This is a genomic window from Marinobacter salinisoli (assembly GCF_017301335.1).
Classification (GTDB): Bacteria; Pseudomonadota; Gammaproteobacteria; order Pseudomonadales; family Oleiphilaceae; genus Marinobacter; species Marinobacter salinisoli.
Genome location: NZ_CP071247.1, coordinates 2742156 through 2760205 on the forward strand (window position 1 = coordinate 2742156; position 18050 = coordinate 2760205).

At 48.0% G+C, this 18050-nt stretch carries 17 protein-coding genes and 1 pseudogene; 9 read left to right on the forward strand and 9 right to left on the reverse strand.

Annotation, left to right across the window (positions count from 1 at the left end):
* Positions 1-71 precede the first annotated feature (71 nt).
* A complete protein-coding gene (locus tag LPB19_RS12450) occupies positions 72-350 on the forward strand; it encodes an acylphosphatase (protein WP_206643221.1) in 279 nt (92 codons plus the stop codon).
* 767 nt (positions 351-1117) lie between these two features.
* Here the strand turns inward: LPB19_RS12450 and LPB19_RS12455 are convergent.
* On the reverse strand, positions 1118-1291 hold the full coding sequence (locus LPB19_RS12455; RefSeq protein ID WP_206643222.1) for a hypothetical protein: 174 nt from the start codon (positions 1289-1291) through the stop codon (positions 1118-1120).
* Between the two features lie 225 nt (positions 1292-1516).
* On the opposite strand from LPB19_RS12455, the gene LPB19_RS12460 reads away from it, so the two are divergent.
* From LPB19_RS12460 to LPB19_RS12470, 3 genes are all read left to right on the forward strand, one after another.
* Positions 1517-4228, forward strand: a complete 2712-nt coding sequence (locus LPB19_RS12460) for a UvrD-helicase domain-containing protein (RefSeq protein WP_206643223.1) — start codon at positions 1517-1519, stop codon at positions 4226-4228.
* 806 nt (positions 4229-5034) lie between these two features.
* Positions 5035-6525, forward strand: a complete 1491-nt coding sequence (locus LPB19_RS12465) for a zinc-ribbon domain-containing protein (RefSeq protein WP_206643224.1) — start codon at positions 5035-5037, stop codon at positions 6523-6525.
* 573 nt (positions 6526-7098) lie between these two features.
* Positions 7099-8784, forward strand: coding sequence for a plasmid recombination protein (locus LPB19_RS12470; protein WP_206643225.1), 1686 nt, complete (start codon positions 7099-7101; stop codon positions 8782-8784).
* A gap of 1011 nt (positions 8785-9795) precedes the next feature.
* Here the strand turns inward: LPB19_RS12470 and LPB19_RS12475 are convergent.
* The 3 genes from LPB19_RS12475 to LPB19_RS12485 form a co-directional block, all read right to left on the reverse strand.
* The gene (locus tag LPB19_RS12475; protein ID WP_206643226.1) at positions 9796-10566 is read right to left on the reverse strand and encodes a metallophosphoesterase family protein; all 771 of its coding nucleotides are present in this window, start codon (positions 10564-10566) and stop codon (positions 9796-9798) included.
* A gap of 21 nt (positions 10567-10587) precedes the next feature.
* Positions 10588-10959: a hypothetical protein gene (locus LPB19_RS12480; protein WP_206643227.1), complete on the reverse strand. Its 372-nt coding sequence runs from the start codon at positions 10957-10959 to the stop codon at positions 10588-10590.
* Between the two features lie 129 nt (positions 10960-11088).
* Positions 11089-11730 carry a metallophosphatase domain-containing protein gene (locus tag LPB19_RS12485; protein WP_206643228.1) on the reverse strand — a complete coding sequence of 214 codons (642 nt, stop codon included), beginning with the start codon at positions 11728-11730 and terminating at the stop codon, positions 11089-11091.
* A gap of 113 nt (positions 11731-11843) precedes the next feature.
* On the opposite strand from LPB19_RS12485, the gene LPB19_RS12490 reads away from it, so the two are divergent.
* The gene (locus tag LPB19_RS12490; protein ID WP_206643229.1) at positions 11844-12281 is read left to right on the forward strand and encodes a helix-turn-helix domain-containing protein; all 438 of its coding nucleotides are present in this window, start codon (positions 11844-11846) and stop codon (positions 12279-12281) included.
* A gap of 75 nt (positions 12282-12356) precedes the next feature.
* Here the strand turns inward: LPB19_RS12490 and LPB19_RS12495 are convergent, their stop codons facing one another.
* From LPB19_RS12495 to LPB19_RS12520, 5 genes and pseudogenes are all read right to left on the reverse strand, one after another.
* The gene (locus LPB19_RS12495) at positions 12357-12770 is read right to left on the reverse strand and encodes a hypothetical protein (protein ID WP_206643230.1); all 414 of its coding nucleotides are present in this window, start codon (positions 12768-12770) and stop codon (positions 12357-12359) included.
* A gap of 30 nt (positions 12771-12800) precedes the next feature.
* A complete protein-coding gene (locus LPB19_RS12500) occupies positions 12801-13088 on the reverse strand; it encodes a hypothetical protein (protein WP_206643231.1) in 288 nt (95 codons plus the stop codon).
* Positions 13089-13091: 3 nt separating this feature from the next.
* The gene (locus LPB19_RS12505; protein ID WP_206643232.1) at positions 13092-13544 is read right to left on the reverse strand and encodes an NIF family HAD-type phosphatase; all 453 of its coding nucleotides are present in this window, start codon (positions 13542-13544) and stop codon (positions 13092-13094) included.
* Positions 13545-14244: 700 nt separating this feature from the next.
* Positions 14245-14513, reverse strand: a pseudogene (locus LPB19_RS17120) (integrase core domain-containing protein); the annotation flags it as partial.
* A 90-nt stretch (positions 14514-14603) separates the two neighbouring features.
* Complete coding sequence (locus LPB19_RS12520) at positions 14604-14924, reverse strand: hypothetical protein (protein WP_206643234.1); 321 nt, start codon at positions 14922-14924, stop codon at positions 14604-14606.
* 599 nt (positions 14925-15523) lie between these two features.
* Between LPB19_RS12520 and LPB19_RS12525 the strand changes: the two genes are divergently transcribed.
* The 4 genes from LPB19_RS12525 (at position 15524) to LPB19_RS12540 (ending at position 18011) form a co-directional block, all read left to right on the forward strand.
* Positions 15524-15913, forward strand: coding sequence for a hypothetical protein (locus tag LPB19_RS12525; RefSeq protein ID WP_206643235.1), 390 nt, complete (start codon positions 15524-15526; stop codon positions 15911-15913).
* A 425-nt stretch (positions 15914-16338) separates the two neighbouring features.
* Positions 16339-16923 (forward strand): hypothetical protein, encoded by a 585-nt coding sequence (locus LPB19_RS12530; protein WP_206643236.1) that lies wholly within the window; start codon positions 16339-16341, stop codon positions 16921-16923.
* Between the two features lie 168 nt (positions 16924-17091).
* A complete protein-coding gene (locus tag LPB19_RS12535; protein ID WP_206643237.1) occupies positions 17092-17343 on the forward strand; it encodes a hypothetical protein in 252 nt (83 codons plus the stop codon).
* Between the two features lie 197 nt (positions 17344-17540).
* Complete coding sequence (locus tag LPB19_RS12540; RefSeq protein WP_206643238.1) at positions 17541-18011, forward strand: hypothetical protein; 471 nt, start codon at positions 17541-17543, stop codon at positions 18009-18011.
* The last annotated feature ends 39 nt before the right edge of the window (positions 18012-18050 follow it).

Here is an 18050-nt window from a genome sequence, read left to right on the forward strand (position 1 = left end):
CCCCTTGAGTCACTCGCATCAGCGAACTACAGTCGTTATAGCGTGACATCCACTGGCCAGGGGAACAAATCATGGCAAACAAGCGCTGGACGCTGATTATCTCGGGCAAGGTTCAGGGGGTGTATTACCGCGCCTCGACCGAATCGACGGCTAACGAAATCGGCGTGACTGGATACGCAAGGAATTTGCCCGATGGCCGTGTTGAAGTTGTTGCCGAAGGCACCGAAGAGCAATTAGGCAAGCTGCGGGCCTGGTGTCAGAAAGGGCCGCCCGACGCTCGGGTCGAGGATATCGAAATGGCTGAACAGGTCGCCACCGGAGCGTTCTCGGGCTTTGGAATTCGACGCTAAATCAGCACGATGGCGCCAGCCGGCGTCCTTCTCGGTGACTTGTCAGCAAATAAAAAACCCCGCCATTTCTGACGGGGTTTTTAATTGGCGGAGAGGGAGGGATTCGAACCCTCGATACGCTCTCGGCTTCGAAGGCCACAACCTTCCTAACCAATTGAATTTCTGAGATTTTTGTCCGCCACCTTTACCCTAGACGACGGTAAATAACCGAAAGTTGTCAGTGCCAATGACAATAGTGCAACACCCCGTCGCCGTCAACGAAAAATGAACACCGATAGGCTCCGTTCGGGTCCAAATTATCGAGACAATTTTCTAAGGTGATGCAAATAAGCTTTATACCACATCACCGGAAAACGAGATTTAGTAAAAAGCCGAATATCAATCGCCAAATTGTTATCCAACAACTATCCGAACTCCATTTGTAACAGTTTGCACAAGCGTTTTTTTATATAAAAAAAGATAATATTTTTGGTCTCACCTTAATTTTTACTAATTCTAACAACTGAAGCTCTGCCTTAGGCCTTTCCCTTCTTCATAAATTCTGCTAAAATGATTTTTAGTCTTTAAATTCAGATACTTACGAAAAACAATGAGCTATTCAAACAGACCTCAACACCTAACCTTGCCCCTGCCGCGAAGCGGGCCCTCATCATATATTTTTGAATACAAATAAAGAGAAAAATTTGAAAAATTTTTCTCTAAGAAAATGCCACTTTTTTGTTTTTCCTTGACACGCTTCCGATTGAAAAACGTAAAATCACACTCGCTCACCAATCGTCCCACAAAGCCCGCTTTTCCTCTTCAATCTGCAAGCGATCGAATTCTGAATGATACTCTAGAAATTCTCTCGATCCGGGAGGAAAAGGATTCTCATCAATCGACAAACCATTCCTCCAATCTTGTTGCGCTTGAGCAATAGGTGAATATTTTTCTTTTGCCAATTATGTCACCAGTGAAATGAGATATAGATTTTCCTCAGGCCCACCGCTCGCCATCTAAAATATATAGGAGAATATCGTCAGGAACTCAAAGCCACCTATACATACTGAGGAAAAGCCCTACACCTCTCGATCGCGAACTGGAACTTGGCCCTAACTAACAAGAAACGCTATTACGTACTCTGCGATGGGGCCATGGATACGTTAAATAATGGGACCTTACGGCCAATGGAAGAAAAGACGGTTGTTTTTAACGAAGCACAACAATCTGTCGTCGACCTAAGTGACGGCTGGCATGCTTGTCAGGCGCCTGCGGGCAGTGGCAAAACCGAAATCTTGACAGAACGCGTAAGAAAGGCGCTTGAAGACGGCCTTCCACCTTCAAAAATGCTTTGCATTACGTTCACAAACCGCGCGGCGCGTTCCATGATAGAGCGAGTAACTGCACGAATGGGTGAACGTACCAAAAATGTCTTTATTGGAAATACCCACGCTTTTGCCCTGCGGTTTCTTGAGGAAAACGGATGCTTGCCACGGACCGCCTCATTAATTGAAGCATCCACCGAAACAACTCTGTGGAAGAATGCCCACAAACGCACTAAGGAGCGCCTTAGAGATCTGGGCGATGATGCTTGCCAAGAAATATTAGCGCCATTCATAAAGCGCCTGGAAAGCCTAATTCAGGCACCATTCAACGCCACATCTAAACACATAGAGCGCGTGTTTTGGTACGCCGAAAAAACCGAATGGGACGCCTGGAATCTTCGCAGTATTGCAAGCCTTCTCAAAACGGTCCTTGATCCTCGATTGCCGCCCAACATTGACAGCCTGCGCGAGCATACTAAATCCCGCCTACAGGTTGTTGACGCTAATATCTCTGAGAATGACCTTGGGCTTGCCTCCGCATTAGCACTAATGATCTGGGACCAATATGAGCAAGAAAAGCGCGAACTAGCTTTTTATGATTTTGATGACTTGCTCGTACTCGCATACAAAAAGCTTAGCTCTCCCGAGCCCTGCAAACTCAGAGGATTTACCTGGGCGCAGATTGATGAAGCTCAGGATCTGTCTCCAATTCAATGGATGATTCTCAAGGCGGCCCTCGCTCCCAATGCCCATGTGTTATTACTTGGCGACCTTGCACAATCTATTTATCGCTTCCTAGGTGCCAGCATCGAAGTAACAGAACATGAATTCGGCCATTCTATCTATACTCTCAGTGAGAATTATCGAAGTCCCGCTAACCTTGTTAATGCTGCGAATATCTTGCGCTCCACATTTCTCGGCGACTCATCAATCTCAACTTCAGTTCACCCAACAAACCCAACCGCAATGGTTTTGGTAACCCGAAGATTTGAGACCGAAACCCGGGACTTACTGATTAAACATGCATATAAGGTCACTCGAATTGACAACATAAACGCCGCCTTTCTGTGTCCGTCTAACCAAGGCGTAACGAACTGCTCAGACTCCTTGGCCGCAAAAGGAATCGACCATTTCACTGTCGGAAAAAACGATTTATTCACCAAAAGGCCTGCTTTGGATTTTCTCGCATTCATATCAGTACTACATAACCCGAGAAACCGCCTTGCATGGTCGAGATTGTTTTGGCGGTTCGGCGACCTTTCGAAAATCCCTTTGGCCGAGAGAAATAACTACCCCCCCTTGCTCGCATCAGCCCATTTATCTGCAAAACTCGCAAAAAACGGCAGCGAACTGAGGGACTTTTTAGTCCCGGATGTAAAACATCATTATCTAGCACAATTTTTAAATCATGCGAATCGTACCGTTACCTATTTTGATACTGAAACCACGGGGCTAGATCCGAATAAGGATTCAATAATTCAATTAGCCGGAGTAAAAATAAAGAGAGGAGAAGTTCGCAAAGAAATTGACCTTTATTGCAAAACGAATACGCCACTTGGCAACAGTGTCGAAGTGCACGGAATCACGCCAGATATATTAAACGAGAAGGGTAAGGAGATAGAGTCTCAGATCTACCACTTCTTACAGTTCAACGCGTCGCGTCCACTCGTTGCACACAATCTTCCGTTTGATGACGCAATGCTTCGACACCACCTGAAGAAACACTTCCCTCAAGCGTACTCTGCCTACAAAAAACTCCCCAAATATTGCACTCTCGACCTTGCCCGCCGCTTCTTTCCTGAACTCCCTTCTCACAAGTTAGGCTGGCTCCTCACCCATTTTGGATTAGAAGGCGAAAACTCACATAACGCCCTTGATGATGTGAAAGCAGGATCCGCTCTGATGGCGAAATTGGCCGAAACCGCGGAATCACACCTCGTAGAAATTTCGGAAATTACTAAACCATACGCCGACTCACTTCAACGGTTCAGCGATCGTTTTTCTACGCTTTACGCCCAGGCAACGGAAATGATCCAGGATGAAGTTGAAGTAAACATCAAAAATCTTATTGACCTTTATTTCAGTCATGTCGAAAAACTTTCTAACATCGACTATGACGACGTTGACAAGAAAGAGCTAATAACGAAGCTCATACGTCATGCTGAACAATCGTTTGAGCCAGCCCCATTGCGCGATTACCTCCAAGTAGCCATGCCATTTTATCAAACGGCGAAAGAGTCAGACTTGATAACAAAACTAGATCGACTTGTAGTGAGCACCATTCACCGATCGAAGGGGCTAGAGTTCGATTGTGTTCTGATCCCAAACGCAGTTGAGGCGAGCATTCCAAGCTACAGAATAATGGAACAATGCAAATCCCACTCTGAGAAGCACGCCGAAGAAGGAAGACACTTACTTAAGGAGCAAGCAAGACTTTTTTACGTCGCTTTTACCCGCGCCAAACATCAAGTTGTCGTTGGCTCACATCGCAAACAGATGATCAAAGGAAAAACTTTTGACCGCTACCTTACCCGCTACATGAATCCAATCGTGGCTTTCTTTGAAAAATATTAAAGAAAGACCATATGCTCCACCCAAGCCTTTAAGATTTTCGCGAACTTACCAAATAACGCCTCAAGCACCGAAGCTCACATCATGGCCAGCCGCGTGGCGCGACATCATATTTGGATCACCTCACATCAAGGCTTCAGGCATATCCCAAAACAAAAGAACCTAACTGCCCTCATGCCTTGCTCTGGGCCCAGCAACCCTTTTAGCGACTACGCTGCGAAAGGTGAGTCTGAGCCCCATCCAGCTAAATATTGATCCTGAGCGAGCCTATCGATGGAGCAAGTTGGTTCATTGTCACCACGCAGGCACCAATGAGGTTGGGCACCGTACGCCTACGCACACTCAGAACAAATGAAGCACAAGGCTTTTATCCCCAAACCACTTTTCAAGCTGAGCTGGGATCGCGAAGTTCAGTTTTTTTGATCTAACATTTGCTCGTTATTAGATTCATACCACCAATTAAAATATTACCAAAACACACTCCACCAAATGCACCAAAACAACAATTAAATGAAATAAAATTTGACATAATAAGATTAACCTATTGTTAAAAATACACCTTCATTAGCAGAGAAATATTTAACCATTTAAAATAAAAGCATTTAGCATTTAATCGCATGCGCCTGATTATATGACAAAAAATATCATCAGATATTTTATAAGATAGTATAACCTGAACGATCTTTCAAAATATCTATCCATTGTTTTCTTGCCATTCCAATCAAGCCCATTAACCTAGCCATTACCGTATAGGCAAGGTCCTCAAGAATTGGGGCAATTAAAATTGAAAAAAACCATAGGTGAAAGCAATGAAAAAAAAACAGAAAACAAAAGACCATCCGGTAATGAAGATATATTTCAACAACGGAGCAAACACACCCTCTGGCTATGGATTATCCATATGGAGCACAAATGAGATTCGATTGCGCTGCTTGGGTCCTGACTGCCCAGCCTATGAATATAGCCTCACTCAAACACCTAGACAGCTTCACGAATCACTAATTACTTGCCCTGCTGCCAATGACTGCTCGATATTGGCCCTCAAACTCCGCGGGCAAGCGAAACACGACAACTTCGTGCAAGCCAATGGCTCTCTTCAATACCACCATCCTGGTCTGGCAGCAGAATGGATGGTTGAGAAGAACGACTATTTATTGCCATCGGACATCGCCTTCCGCGGTGGGCGTAGCGAGGGCTGGTGGCATTGCACAAACATAGTTATCGATCCGAAAGACCCTAGATTTGGACTAGAGTGTGGATTCGAGTGGTATGCAACGGCTCGAGACCGCATAAAACTAAAATCGAACTGCCGAGCCTGCTCCAGAGCCGCACAACAACTACCACACATTCAAAAGGCCCGCTCACTGATAATCGATAGCGAGATTTTAAGCAAAGAATACGACACAGAACAAAATGGCCCGATGGAAACGAGCAAAATTTTTATGGATACGCCGCTCGTATGGAACTGTCATCGGCGCACGAATCACAAACCATGGAAGGCCACCCTAAAAGACAGAATTTCAGGAAAAAACGGTGACGACTTAATCATCCGGACGTGCAAGCAATGCTGCACTAGCTCAAATCCCCGCGTCCAAAGGGCCTTAACCAGAGTTATTAAAGAGGCGCTAGGAATAGAAGCACAGGACGAAGAGGAAATTTGCAACTATGAACCCGACTGCTATTTGCCTAAATATAAAGCAATCATTGAGTACGACGGTCGTTTCCACAATAAAGATAAGGACACAATGAAGGACCAACAGTGGTCAGCTGCTGGTTATCTGGTGTTAAGGCTGCGCGATGAGAGTCTACCAAGACTCACTGGAACGGGTTCAGTTACACAGGCAACACCCGAGTTAAGCATAGATGAGTTGAGCCGCTGTACTCGCGATCTAGGCTTGCTGCTTCTCAACCTACCCTTAAAAAAGTCGAAACACTCATTAGTCAAAAGACTGGCCCAGGGACGATTACTCACGGAGAAACAAATGATTAGGTACATGGCAACCCCAATTGACTTAGCGACCAACAAAAGCGCTGCTGTAACAGCTCCTTGGCTTCTAAAATATATTCGAGACGATCAGCGTCACTTACTCAAAGAGTACTCAGAAAAAGCAAATATAAAGGTGTGTTGGGTCTGCCCCCTTTGCAAATCCCAATACAAAATCTCGATTGCCAATCGGGTTCGCAACTATGTTTGCAACGATTGTAAGTATGTTTTGATGCACTCACCTAACAAAAAAGAAATCAAGAAATGGATAAGGTGCCCAGCCGGTACAGGCGCTGTCCCTAAGGAACTTGTTTAAGAACAAGCCTACCTAGACCGGGATTGTCGCTCTCGGGCGAGCAATTCCGGCAGCTTTAGCCCGCGGTTCGTGCCAGTTACACTTTGCCCCCCTAACGATCGACTGCAATTCCTCACATCAACGTAAAATCATTGATTGATGACAGATAATTGAGGTCTGGCTTGTAGAGGCATTCCACTGATTCGGCACGAGTTTCTCAAGCCACTCAATGCTTTAATTCCCGACAACAACCAACTCACACTTGTCCGTCAGCCAATTCAGAAATACGCACCTGCCGCCCCACCACCCCTTATTTGGCATCTGCCATCAATGTCTCAACAACCTCCCTACCAAGCTTTTAGAACCGCTGAAGGCGGCCGCCTGCACTCACAACAAACTTCTTGAACCGGATAGCATCTGACTGAAATTGAGGTGTTTTTGTTACCTTGAATGAAGCACAGAGAATTCACCAAAGGTAGAACCTACTAGACTTCGGCCCCCCTAAAGGGGCACGAAATCGACTAGGCGAAGGGAGGCTCCGCCCCCTTTCGAAACCCCTAAAAGACAAAGACACAACGTGCAAGGAACGCACTTATGAGTACAGCAGTCAGCACGCGAGTTAAACCTCTCAGCGTAACCAAGGCCGGCGGTGATCGTAAACACGATCTTCGCAGTGGCCAGCAGCCCGGCTACATAGACGGTAGCCGCACCTGCAACAACAGCACCATCGTTCCATATCGAACGCCAGGCGAGCTGAAGAAGCTTTGTCAGCAACGTCGCATCCACCGTACCGAACACCACGGCACCACCCCCCCGGGTCGTCTCCGCAAAGACGCATCCGTCGCAATCAGCGGCATCATCACCTTCGGCCGAGATGTGCAGCAGAAGATCCGGGACCTGCCCGTTAAAGAACAGGACCGCCTCTACCTTCGTGCAGCCAAGTCTGTGGCACGTCGCCTGAAGACACGGGTAGCCGGCCTGGTGGTTCACCGTGACGAAGCATCACCTCACGCTCACTACATTTTAGAAGGTTACGATCTTCATGGAGCACCGGTCAGCAAGAAGCTCACCCGGGGCATGCTCTCCAGCCTCCAAGATGTGATCGTGCCTGCTTATGAGCACCTCGGCATAACCCGCGGCGAGAAGATCGGGGTTCGAATTGCCCGGGGCGACGATCCATCAACGTACATCAACCGTTCTGTTCATCAGCTTCACCACGATCTTCCAAAAGAGATCAAGGAAATGGAGCAGAAGCTGGAAGACAATGTCCAGGAGCGTGAGAAGTCCGAGGCCGAACTGAATTCACTCAAGCTCGATATCGAGAACCTTGAGAAGAAGCATGAGAAGTCCGAGATCAAGTTGAATTCGATCGATCGCGAGATCGAGACAAAAGAGCAGGCAGTCGAAGCCCTCACCAAGCAGTTCGGCAGCGCCTGCAAGCAGGCCAAGAAAGGCATGGCTGATCTGGAAGCACTCAAAAAGAACAAGGCCAAAATCAAGAAGCGGACCGAAACCTACGAGAACCGCCTGAATAAGGCCCTGGCCGAACTGGAACAACTCGCCGGCATGGCCAAGGATGTTCCAGAGCCAGAAGAAATTTTGGTGGCAAAAGCGAGCGATTCGGTGCTCAGGAAGTATGATGTCGATGTGACGCCGAAGAAGTACGTGCCTCACGGCCAGCTGACGCACTGGTATGGCGCTGTGATGCACATGCGCAACAAAGCCTATGACAAGGTCAGGGACTACAAGACCGAGAATGAAGAGCTGAAGGAAGAGCTTGAGCTGATGCACAGAGTGGCAAACCAGCTGATTCACGACACTGCTCGACCAGACAGTTTGACCAAAGCGCCGAAAACGATCGCTAATGATATGGTAGACGCACTATCCGTACCGTATTACGGGGTCATCATGAAAATCTCTCCGAAAATCGTCGGCGTCTTGCCCCAGCAGCAGGTAACCAATCGCCAGAAAGCAGCTGCTCTTTACCGCGCATCGCGAGAGAAATGGAAAGATAAGGGGCTCACCACTTACCGTGTCCAGTCCGACGACACCGCCAAGGAAATCATTCTGATGGCAATCGAAGATGCAGTCGACATGACGATCTCCTTTGATAATCAGAAGTATCAAGAGCTGCTTATCAACACAGTCATCAAAGCAAAAAAAGAGGGTTGGTACGGCGAAGTGCAAGCTAAGGATCGTCCGGCAGTAGAGCGCTCAAAAGACCCTCGTGAGGCTCCCGAACGAACTCCGGCACACAATTTTCCGGGATTACCAAGTTAATTGGCTGGACGCCTACTGGGACGGCAAACGAAAAATCGAGGCAAAGCGGGCCTTCTTATTCCGGATTCGCTCCCATTCTAAGGGGGTGCTCCGCGCCATCCGACTACGTTCAACAAAGCGTCATCGCCCGTCTAGCGGTTCAGCAATCAGAGCCGGTATTTTTCGGGTAATAAGCTGAAATAAGATGGTGCTGAAATCGGAGTGTCCCCCCCCCTCTTTCAGTTGAACCACTTATAGAATTTTGGGCCCACTGCTGTTTCGCCGAATTTTTTGCGGGAATCAGGCTTTCCAGTTAACTCCGGGCGCGAGCGTCTGCTTTTGTTTAAGGAACCTCCTAACGCCTATGGCAAACGCTCACCTTATTAGCAAGGGCAGATCGTTCGATTCCAAAAACGTCACGAACCAGTCTTTAAAAATGCGTGGTTTTGGTTCTTATCATTTGTGTCGGAGTCTCACTTTCGCTTTTAGCTAGGCCGTTTAAAGCCCATTCAACGCAATAGAGTCTTCTCAATGCTACCAGTAGCTGGCTGTCTGGGCTCAAATCAACGCCACCCAAGCTTACAATCGACCATCTCCAACAGGCCACATTAAAATAAATATTTCAGAGACTTAAAAGATAGCTCCACTCGACCTTTAGCGATGACGCATACAATGGAAGAACCACTTTTCACACTTTTAAGTCCGGTGAACCAATTTCCACACTTTTCCCTCAGGACAGGAGAACCATTTTTCACACTTTAAGCCTCAAGAACCGAATTTCACGCTGCTAATCCCTTGCTCTATTACCGCTTTCTTCAAGGCGATGGAGCATGCAAGAGACGTGTCCGTTGGTACGAACCTTGATCCCAAACCTAAAGAGAGTCTTTGATACAGGCCAATCAGCCAGATTGATCGAAGCGGATTTTGTCACGAACTCAGCGGCAGGCTGATGCCCCCCCCAGTTGCAAACCCACCAGCTGGATTAGTAATTTGCCGACAAAGACATTGCGAATCTTGCCCAGAGAACTGCAATCAGCGAGGGCACAAAAGAATTACGCGGTGATCGACGTTCAGCAACTGATGCTCCCCGGCTTGCCCAAGAGGGTCCGACCAGTGTTTGTGGCCAAAGATGATCAAAGAGGAGCCGTGGCGCTCCAGCACTTCCCTCACGATATGCGACCCAGGCTGGCCTCGCGCCGGGTCGTCCGGGCCTTGGTGCAACAAAAGAATTTCGGGTGATTGAGCCAAAAGGTTCGTAAGGTGCTTTGCGAACGACGCTTCGCTACGACGTTGGTGTCGATCTTCCCGCCCTATGATTCCCGACAATCCGCCGATTTTGAGACCGGCGAATACATCTATCTGGCCATCTAGGGCGAGGGCATTGTTCGGTAATTCTTGCGCAATGAGGTCATGGTTTCCATGAACGCCAACCACCTTGGGGGCAAAAGACGAAAATGCTTTCCAAACTGATGTAACGTCACCCGTACCACCAAGCTTTCGACAGTCTTCGTAGTCGAACAAATCTCCTGACAGCAGCACGCCGCCAACGCGAGGAATTTCACCAAGGTCTTCGAGTAGTTCAAGGTCGTCGGCAATGGCTTCGCCGAGCAGACGATTCCTTTCTTGGTCAAGTTCGCGACCCTGAATATCCGACATCGCGACCATACACTGGACGCTTTCAGGGAGCGTATCTACCCAGGCGCGGTAGAACGGTAATACTGAGCGGCGCTCTACGCCGCCGGGGCCGGAGGATCGGTAATCTAATTCGTGAAACGGTGTTAGCTCAAAGTCGAGAATTTTCATTCCGGGGCGGCTATCGCGGGATTACAAAGGTGGGTCTTGATCGTCGTTCGATTTTCGTTTTTCACGATCGGGTGGCGATCCAAATACCTTCATGATCGGGCTCTTCCCCATTTCTTCTTTAAAGTCGTAACCTTCTTCGATGAGCTTGCTGATCTTTCGGCTTTCTGCCGCATGTGCATCCTGCAATTCCTTGTAGGTCGGCGTTGTCAGCGCCCGTACCTCATCAAGCCAATCCTGGAATGACGCTCGCTGCGCGTGGGCATCAACAAGCTCCTGCATTTCAGCTTGACGGTTTTCTTTGCGAAGTTCGGTGAGACGCTCGATGATCACTTCATCTGCTTCGTCGATCAGTGCAGTGGCTTTATCGAGTGCTTCTTTGCTTTTTTCGTCCATTGTCATCACTCCGTATCGACAACCCACGATTTGTAAATGGCGCTGCTAATTCTCACTAAATCTCCAAGCCACTGACCTAAATATCTATTTAATTGAATATCTTGGCCCAACCTCACGGCAACACCTCGATTATTTATCGATCAAATCGATAACAACAGCCGGATTCGTCGGCTCGTACCGCGAGGTACACGTAGACACGTTAGCAGAGATCACACCGTCCTTTTCCTGCTTTCCGTAGCCTTCGTGAATATGCCCGAAAATGTGCGCTCTAAGCTGTTTCAAGAACGGTAATCGAGCAGCGATGGATAAGCATCCTACATGCAGATCATCGGCCGGCACGTAATCGAAAAGCCTTCTGGGCGGCCCGTGTGTAATCAGCACTTGGGTGTCGTCAGGCACCAACTTCATTTTTTCCTGCATTAGCTTTGGCTTCGCGTTGAATGCCATGTCTCTGAATACAGGAGTCCAAGGGCTGCCATGAAACTTGACCCCATCAATCACTACAGAGCTGTCTTCGAGGTAAATTACGCCCTGATTTTCGCAATGCTCCTGCATCCATTCCGGATGATCCTCGAAACAGAAGTCGTGATTTCCGGCGATCAGAATCTTGTGTTCATGAGGCTGCGCAGCGAACCACTCCACGAACTCGAAACCACGTCTTAACTTCCCGGTGCCGGTGCAGTCACCGGCATGAACCAAGACATCACCAGCAGGAAGATCTGGAAGCTGATCATGCAGGCTGTGCGTGTCCGAAATACAAACGAGCCTCACAATACGAATACCATCATGCTGTACCTTTGCTTGATAAAACCGCTATCTTGACCACTATACTGGTCTGAATTTAATGTTTTTCACCTAAAACGCCATTAATTGACGAGTTTCTCATGCCTAAAATGCCTCGAGCGTTGAAAGGAGTAGATCGGCTCAAAGCACACTTGAAGCTCAAACATCGCATCGATCATCGAGAGCTGTCACTTGGCGATTCCATTCGTGAACTCCGCAAGATAGATGGACTGACTCAGACCGAGCTGGCGAAGCGAGCAAAGCTCTCGAAAACCACGATTTCAAAGATCGAGAACGATGACGATAGCGTAACAATTGGCCTGTTTCGCCGCGCGCTGCACGCACTCGGATACTCTCTTGCCGCAATGTCAACCAAGCCGCTGGAAATCGACAAGAGCGAGAAAATCGACAAAAATGACGAACGCTATTTACGTATGAAAGACTTCGAATTCTGGAAGCAGCACGTCATCACTCTCGATGACCTCCCCTATCTTTTCCCGGAAAATGATGACGAAGACGATCGCCCCAACGAGTGGTAATCAGTTAGTCATCCCCGGCCGGAAGCGATCCGACCTGGTCATGCAGGCTGTGTGTGTCTGAAATTCAAACGAGTCTCACAGTTCACCGCGCTCCAATCGACGCTTGAGGTCATCGATGCTGGCATCGGTATCTGGCAGGCAGCGCCAGAACTCCTCTTCGGCGATCGTGACCTCTCTACCGATGCCTTTGCACTCATAACGCAATTTCTGAGATACATAGATCCGTGTCTCCGGATGCTGAGGCACATCAATCAGGGACTCGCTGCATGCGATATCTCCGGTCTGATAGTCGTCAGTCAGGCACTGCTCCACAACACCGAACACGACCTTTTTTACGACCTCGCCAGCTTGCGTGAGGGTTGCCAGCGTCCACATCGATAGGACCACTTCCGGCTCATTGTTGGGATTTCTGGACCTCAGGTCTTCGCGCTTTTTTTGATCAAGTGCATCGATGTCGTTATCTCCCAGCCCTAATAGATCGTCGCTCATGCCGTTCTCCTGTTCATGCTATGCCTCGGATTAGTCATAAGGGCAGTCGGGCGATCCCCATTCAAGCCCGACCGGACCACCCACCGCACCTTGAAGCTTCCGCTTCTTAATCCAGTCAATCGCTATTCGGTCAAGCACCTCCGAGGAAATCTCAACAACTAGCTGTTCACGGACCTTTCCCTGGAAAGTCTCTTTCTCGAAATGGACTGCGGTGGGATTGTCGATCTGAAGAAACGCCGATTGCGGCTCGGCGCAGAGCAACTCCTCGAAATAGAGATAGAAACCGTCACCTTGTGATATCGGTGATTTGGCGCTCATGCGTCACCCCCTTTGGCTTCCCAGTCGCGCTCTGACCTCAATCAGAGCCTGCATTAAACCACGATCCCATTCGGAATACGGCGGCAGGAACTCTTCTATCGGAATCCACCAATCTTCTTCCCCTGGCACGATCACCGCTTTCTGATCATCGAGTAAGTAAGCGTCTTCTCGCCCGCACTTGGCCTTTGGCTTCAAAGTGGTCTCTGGCCGGATCACTGGCAGATCGGTAAACCAGAGAGGAGCAACGCCCTCGATGACCAAGAGGTTTCGAATGTTCTCTACACGACCATCGCTGACGCTCGTGTAGATCATCAGATCACAAAAACTCGCTACCTCTTCCAGAAAAAAGTAAAGCCCGGGCCTAGGAATTTGAGACACAGCGTTGCTGACCAATGTCCCCTCTAGGTCAAGACACAGCAAAGGTTTTGACATCTTCCTGTTAGCAACATTTGCCATCGCTCTTCCTTCACAAGACTCTTAAAACTTTGCTATCCCAAGCCTGACCAAACCAAGACAATCCCACACAACAGGATACATGTAAAGCATTGTTTTTAAAGCAATATAATTATCGACATGGAATACTTCGCCGGGAAAGATCGTCTTTTCGCACTGGCATTCGGTTTTTTTAGCGCAGCAAAAAAAGGCTTTACGCGCAGAAAGTTTGCGCGTGGACGACGGTAGATCCTCGCGTCGGTTTCAAAATAAGGAAAGGCAAGAGAGATTGGCGAAGATATAACCATCCCCGAACTAGGCCCAGCTAGAGTTGAAAAGTCCGGCTTCTGTCGCGGGAATAGCTCGATAACCTGCATTGCGAGACTTATTGCTAGTCCATGTTTTTGGAATACTTCTGGCTCCTAGCCCACCCCCGGCGCTCCCCCGGCGCTTGAATGCACTATAGAGCAGTGTCTAAGCGTGAGAAGAATGGACAAATTCGAAACGAGTCGAGAGCGGGCATATTCAAATGGGTAAAGAGCCAGAACAGTCAACCGAGGGTCCGCGGCCAATCATTCTGTGAGCATGTCATTCAGTCTGCTGAGGCGAACTGACAATTACGTGATACTCCAAAGAGTTCAGAATAGCGGCGGTCACATGGGCCATTGACCCTGACCTCGTTTCAGTACCGCTCATTATAAAAAAGATCCGGCTTTCATTGCCGCTACGGTAGACGGGAAATATCGTGTATTCGGGCATAGTCAGGCGGGGTTGACCACCCCAGTCCGGAGTGAGGTCTGACTTGATTGTAGAACGTTCTCCAGGAGCCAATCTTCTACTCGGCATCGATAAGTGACAGGACCCAGTTCTCGTTCAAACATTCCTGACGGAGTCTGCCGTTGAATGATTCCCAAATCGCATTGTCGGTGGGCTTGGCCAAGAGAAATCACTCTCTATCTGCTTCTCATAGGCCCAGCGCTCCCTGTCCTTGCTGGCATGCGGCCTCGATCGGTCCGCTGCTTAACAGAAGCGGACATTGGGGCCCATCTAATAGATGTGGCCAAGGCTCCTAAATTCGACGCCTTAGGGATGGCTATGGAGATTTTGCACTTGCTCAGCTCTCCATATTTGCTCACCTTCGTGGATCAGTAAGTATTTCAGCATTCCTTGGTTGCAGGCGAGCTTAAATCCTGAGCTTTTATCCCCATCTCCAAATGTCGACAAAAATGATACAGAGTCACACTTCACACCGAGTGTTCTGGCATTTATTACAACTAAATCTACGACCTTTTGATCAATGTGGGAGGGGAGGTTTTCCCAGTACTCAACCGGGACGTGTTTTGGCTGGGCAGAAGTGCAAAAAGGAAGTAAAAAGAAAATAATTCCCGCAAAGATACGTTGCATAAAATTCGGCCAACTGATTAATTTGTGAGCAGATAAAGGGTTTTGACTTACAGATTTGATTGAAATTTCTGGGTTGATAGCAAAATGCTTGGGGAAACTATGTGCGCATTTTAGGAGGTCAGAATAGAGAGGGCAGCGCTATGGCAAATAGTCTTGTCCGAAAAACTGAGGACTTGTTACCAATTGCTTTGCCACCCTTCTCCCAGATCAGTAAGCCACTATTTCGAGTGTAATGCCTCGTTTCCAACCCAAATTCTTCTACCAGTAAGCTTGATCTCAACCTCGGAAGGGCCAGTAAGGTTGGCGTCAATCAACTGAACCGGGGTATCTCCCATCGTTATTTCGCAACCGCGTATCACTGAGCGATAGCCATCGACTAAGTGCTTTATTTGGGCCCGGTACGTCTTTTCTGTGTCACACACCAGAGTGTCGTTCTCAACGAAGTATTCGGTTGCCAGGGTGGCAGCCGAGAACAGTGACAAACTGGCACCCAGTGTGAGGGTTTTTAGCAGCTTCAACATGCAATACATCCACTTTTGTTAAACATCAGCGCTCTTGGTAGAGTACTTTCTCATTTCCACTTAACACAAGGAGTTTTCATGAAGCGTATTACTGCTGTTGCGCTGGGAGTAGCTATTTCTTGTTCGGCATTTGCGGGGACGCCAAGCAAACCTGGATTGTGTAAAGGCGCGATCGCAACCATGATGTACAAAGATCCAGACATTATGACGGGAACCATGAAGGGGGAAGAGGCTTTCGTTAGCTATACGCGGTCTGACGGAGAACGCTTCGAAATGAAGTGCAAGTTCCCAAAGGACGGCTTGATAATCTGGGCTGGAAAAATTGATGGAAGCTGGGGCCGCTGGCGCGACAAGACCAGTGACTCGATTGTTACTTACACAGTTGCCGCTGACAAAACCACTTTTAAGGAAAACATGGGGAACAAGGTCGTCGGCTCCAAGGCCATTGAAAATACCCGTCTTCAGTGAGCGACAGATAATCCCCTATCTTATCTTGGAAAAGCTGGCTTTCTGGCCGGCTGGATTTAGATGAAGCAAATCTAGATTCACCCCCTCCATAGAAAAGCAGTCCTGGCGATGATCAGTCGCCAGGCTAAATTCTAGAATTTGTTTGGCTTGACCTTCCTTGATGAGTATTGCAGCTGCCCATGCCTCAATTTTTGTACGATAAAAGAGTCATCGGTAGAACCCATCGTTAATGCATGCGTTGATTACCGGTGGCCTGGCTGATTTGTGATCAGTTTGTGGCGTGAATATTTTCGTTACGCAAATGCCATTTAACTTGAGAACCCGAAAATATAGATTGGCTCCTTTCCGATTAGCTTATGGTCGCGAATACGAACAATCAGACCAGCCGCAAAATAACACATAAAGGTAAAAAAGGAGGTTCTCTCATGGCGGTTATCAACTGCGGGGAGTGTAAGGGTTTGGTGAGCACAAGCGCTAAGGCTTGCCCTCACTGCGGTGCCAAGCCTAAGGCATTTAAGCGAAATCCCATGTCAGCTAAGCAAAAACTCCAAGTGGTAGGAGTTGTCTTTGTGGTGCTGGTTCTATCTAATTTTATTCCAAAAGATAAAGGTCGCTCTGACGACTATGTGGATTATCGTGAGGATAAAGCTGTTGCATTACCAGACTTTCCAGCTTCGCCAAGCAAAGACTTGGAACAAAAGATTTGTAAGGCATCTATAGCAACCGCATTTACAAAGTCGCCAGATTCAATTTCGACTGAATTCAAATCAGGGATTGTAGAGTTATCTTATCGTAGAGAGTCAGATAATAGTTTATGGCGTTACCGGTGTAATGTTGAGCATGAAGTGGTGGTTTGGGCAGGATTTATTGACGGAGATTGGGGACGCTGGAGAAACGCCCGGGGAGACGCGAAGATTACCTACAGCATTGTAGGCTCAGAAATAGAAATATCCGAGCAGTACCCGGGAGCGAAGGCGTCCATAAACTCATACAAGATGGCCGAGCTTTAATATCTATTGTAGATAAGCCACGTTATTTGGTCAGCATACACTGGCTGCCAAGTTGCGTGGCGGTGCCTATTCTAAATGTCCGCTTTGCGACCGGTGCCTCCGCTTTTGCCCGGTAGAACCGCTTGCGGTTTAATGCGATTTCAACCTAATTAGCTGTTATGTGTCCAGATGATTGAATTTCCAATTTCACAGATGGCAGCGCTGGTTCTCGATGAGAACTTCAAGTTATCGAATTTGCTGAAGTCTCAGATAAATAGCGCGCCGTCGAAGGCGGATATTTGGCGCCTGCGGTGCGAGAAAGAAGAGTTGCTTAAGCTACGAACAGCCTTGTCCGAAATCATGAAACAAAATCTGGAATCACAAACTTCTCTGGCGTGGGTGCAGGAGGAGTTGGAAGAAGTTTGTGAGAAATACGCATAACAAGTGACTATGGTGACATTGTCCCATTTTAGGGATTGTTAGGGGTATTGGTTGCCCATTTTAAATGTCCGCTTTGCGACCGGTGCTTCCGTTTTTTGTGGCAAGGGACGTGGTTTCAATTGTGCAGTGATTCTGTTTGGACGCTGCGGGGTGATTGCTGCAAACTGCGAATTCAAATCAAAAGCTGTTCACTGAAAATGATTGATCGCAAAAAAATCGAAGGCGTACTCCCAGTCTTTCTCGAGTTAAGAGAAAAAGACGACTCAGCTATAAGCGTCGACCTGGAGCAAAGAGGCCTAAGCCGGGACGATGCCGAAAGAGTGTTGGCGTTTCTACCAAGTGCATTTTGCCGTATAGCTCTCAGTCATAAGTTCGACCTGAGCTTTCCTGATACTTATAAAGTCGAGGGGCTTGAGGGTGAGTTTCCATACAGGGATGAGCCCATATACAAGCTAGGAATCGAGATCGCCTCACAGATTTACCACGGTGAACCCGGCCTTTCAGAGGTCTTCAATAGCATCGTAACTCGGAGTGCTGAGTTCAATACAGTCAACAGCGCTTTAAACGAGGGAGCTGAGTTGGCCGGTGCCAGTCTTTCTCCAACCAACTATTTTGGATATAAAACTCTAGGGAAAAAGCGCGGCCGATTCTCTCGATTTTTCAGTTAGCAAGGTGCGTTGGAAACTGGCTTTGGCATAACCGCTAAA

Coding starts and splice junctions, on each gene's coding strand:
- LPB19_RS12520 (WP_206643234.1), bottom strand. CDS start 14,924: ATGCAACGTATCTTTGCGGGAATTATTTTCTTTTTACTTCCTTTTTGC.
- LPB19_RS12495 (WP_206643230.1), bottom strand. CDS start 12,770: ATGAGCGACGATCTATTAGGGCTGGGAGATAACGACATCGATGCACTT.
- LPB19_RS12460 (WP_206643223.1), top strand. CDS start 1,517: ATGGAAGAAAAGACGGTTGTTTTTAACGAAGCACAACAATCTGTCGTC.
- LPB19_RS12535 (WP_206643237.1), top strand. CDS start 17,092: ATGATTGAATTTCCAATTTCACAGATGGCAGCGCTGGTTCTCGATGAG.
- LPB19_RS12470 (WP_206643225.1), top strand. CDS start 7,099: ATGAGTACAGCAGTCAGCACGCGAGTTAAACCTCTCAGCGTAACCAAG.
- LPB19_RS12530 (WP_206643236.1), top strand. CDS start 16,339: ATGGCGGTTATCAACTGCGGGGAGTGTAAGGGTTTGGTGAGCACAAGC.
- LPB19_RS12525 (WP_206643235.1), top strand. CDS start 15,524: ATGAAGCGTATTACTGCTGTTGCGCTGGGAGTAGCTATTTCTTGTTCG.
- LPB19_RS12490 (WP_206643229.1), top strand. CDS start 11,844: ATGCCTAAAATGCCTCGAGCGTTGAAAGGAGTAGATCGGCTCAAAGCA.
- LPB19_RS12475 (WP_206643226.1), bottom strand. CDS start 10,566: ATGAAAATTCTCGACTTTGAGCTAACACCGTTTCACGAATTAGATTAC.
- LPB19_RS12450 (WP_206643221.1), top strand. CDS start 72: ATGGCAAACAAGCGCTGGACGCTGATTATCTCGGGCAAGGTTCAGGGG.
- LPB19_RS12465 (WP_206643224.1), top strand. CDS start 5,035: ATGAAAAAAAAACAGAAAACAAAAGACCATCCGGTAATGAAGATATAT.
- LPB19_RS12480 (WP_206643227.1), bottom strand. CDS start 10,959: ATGGACGAAAAAAGCAAAGAAGCACTCGATAAAGCCACTGCACTGATC.
- LPB19_RS12540 (WP_206643238.1), top strand. CDS start 17,541: ATGATTGATCGCAAAAAAATCGAAGGCGTACTCCCAGTCTTTCTCGAG.
- LPB19_RS12505 (WP_206643232.1), bottom strand. CDS start 13,544: ATGGCAAATGTTGCTAACAGGAAGATGTCAAAACCTTTGCTGTGTCTT.
- LPB19_RS12500 (WP_206643231.1), bottom strand. CDS start 13,088: ATGAGCGCCAAATCACCGATATCACAAGGTGACGGTTTCTATCTCTAT.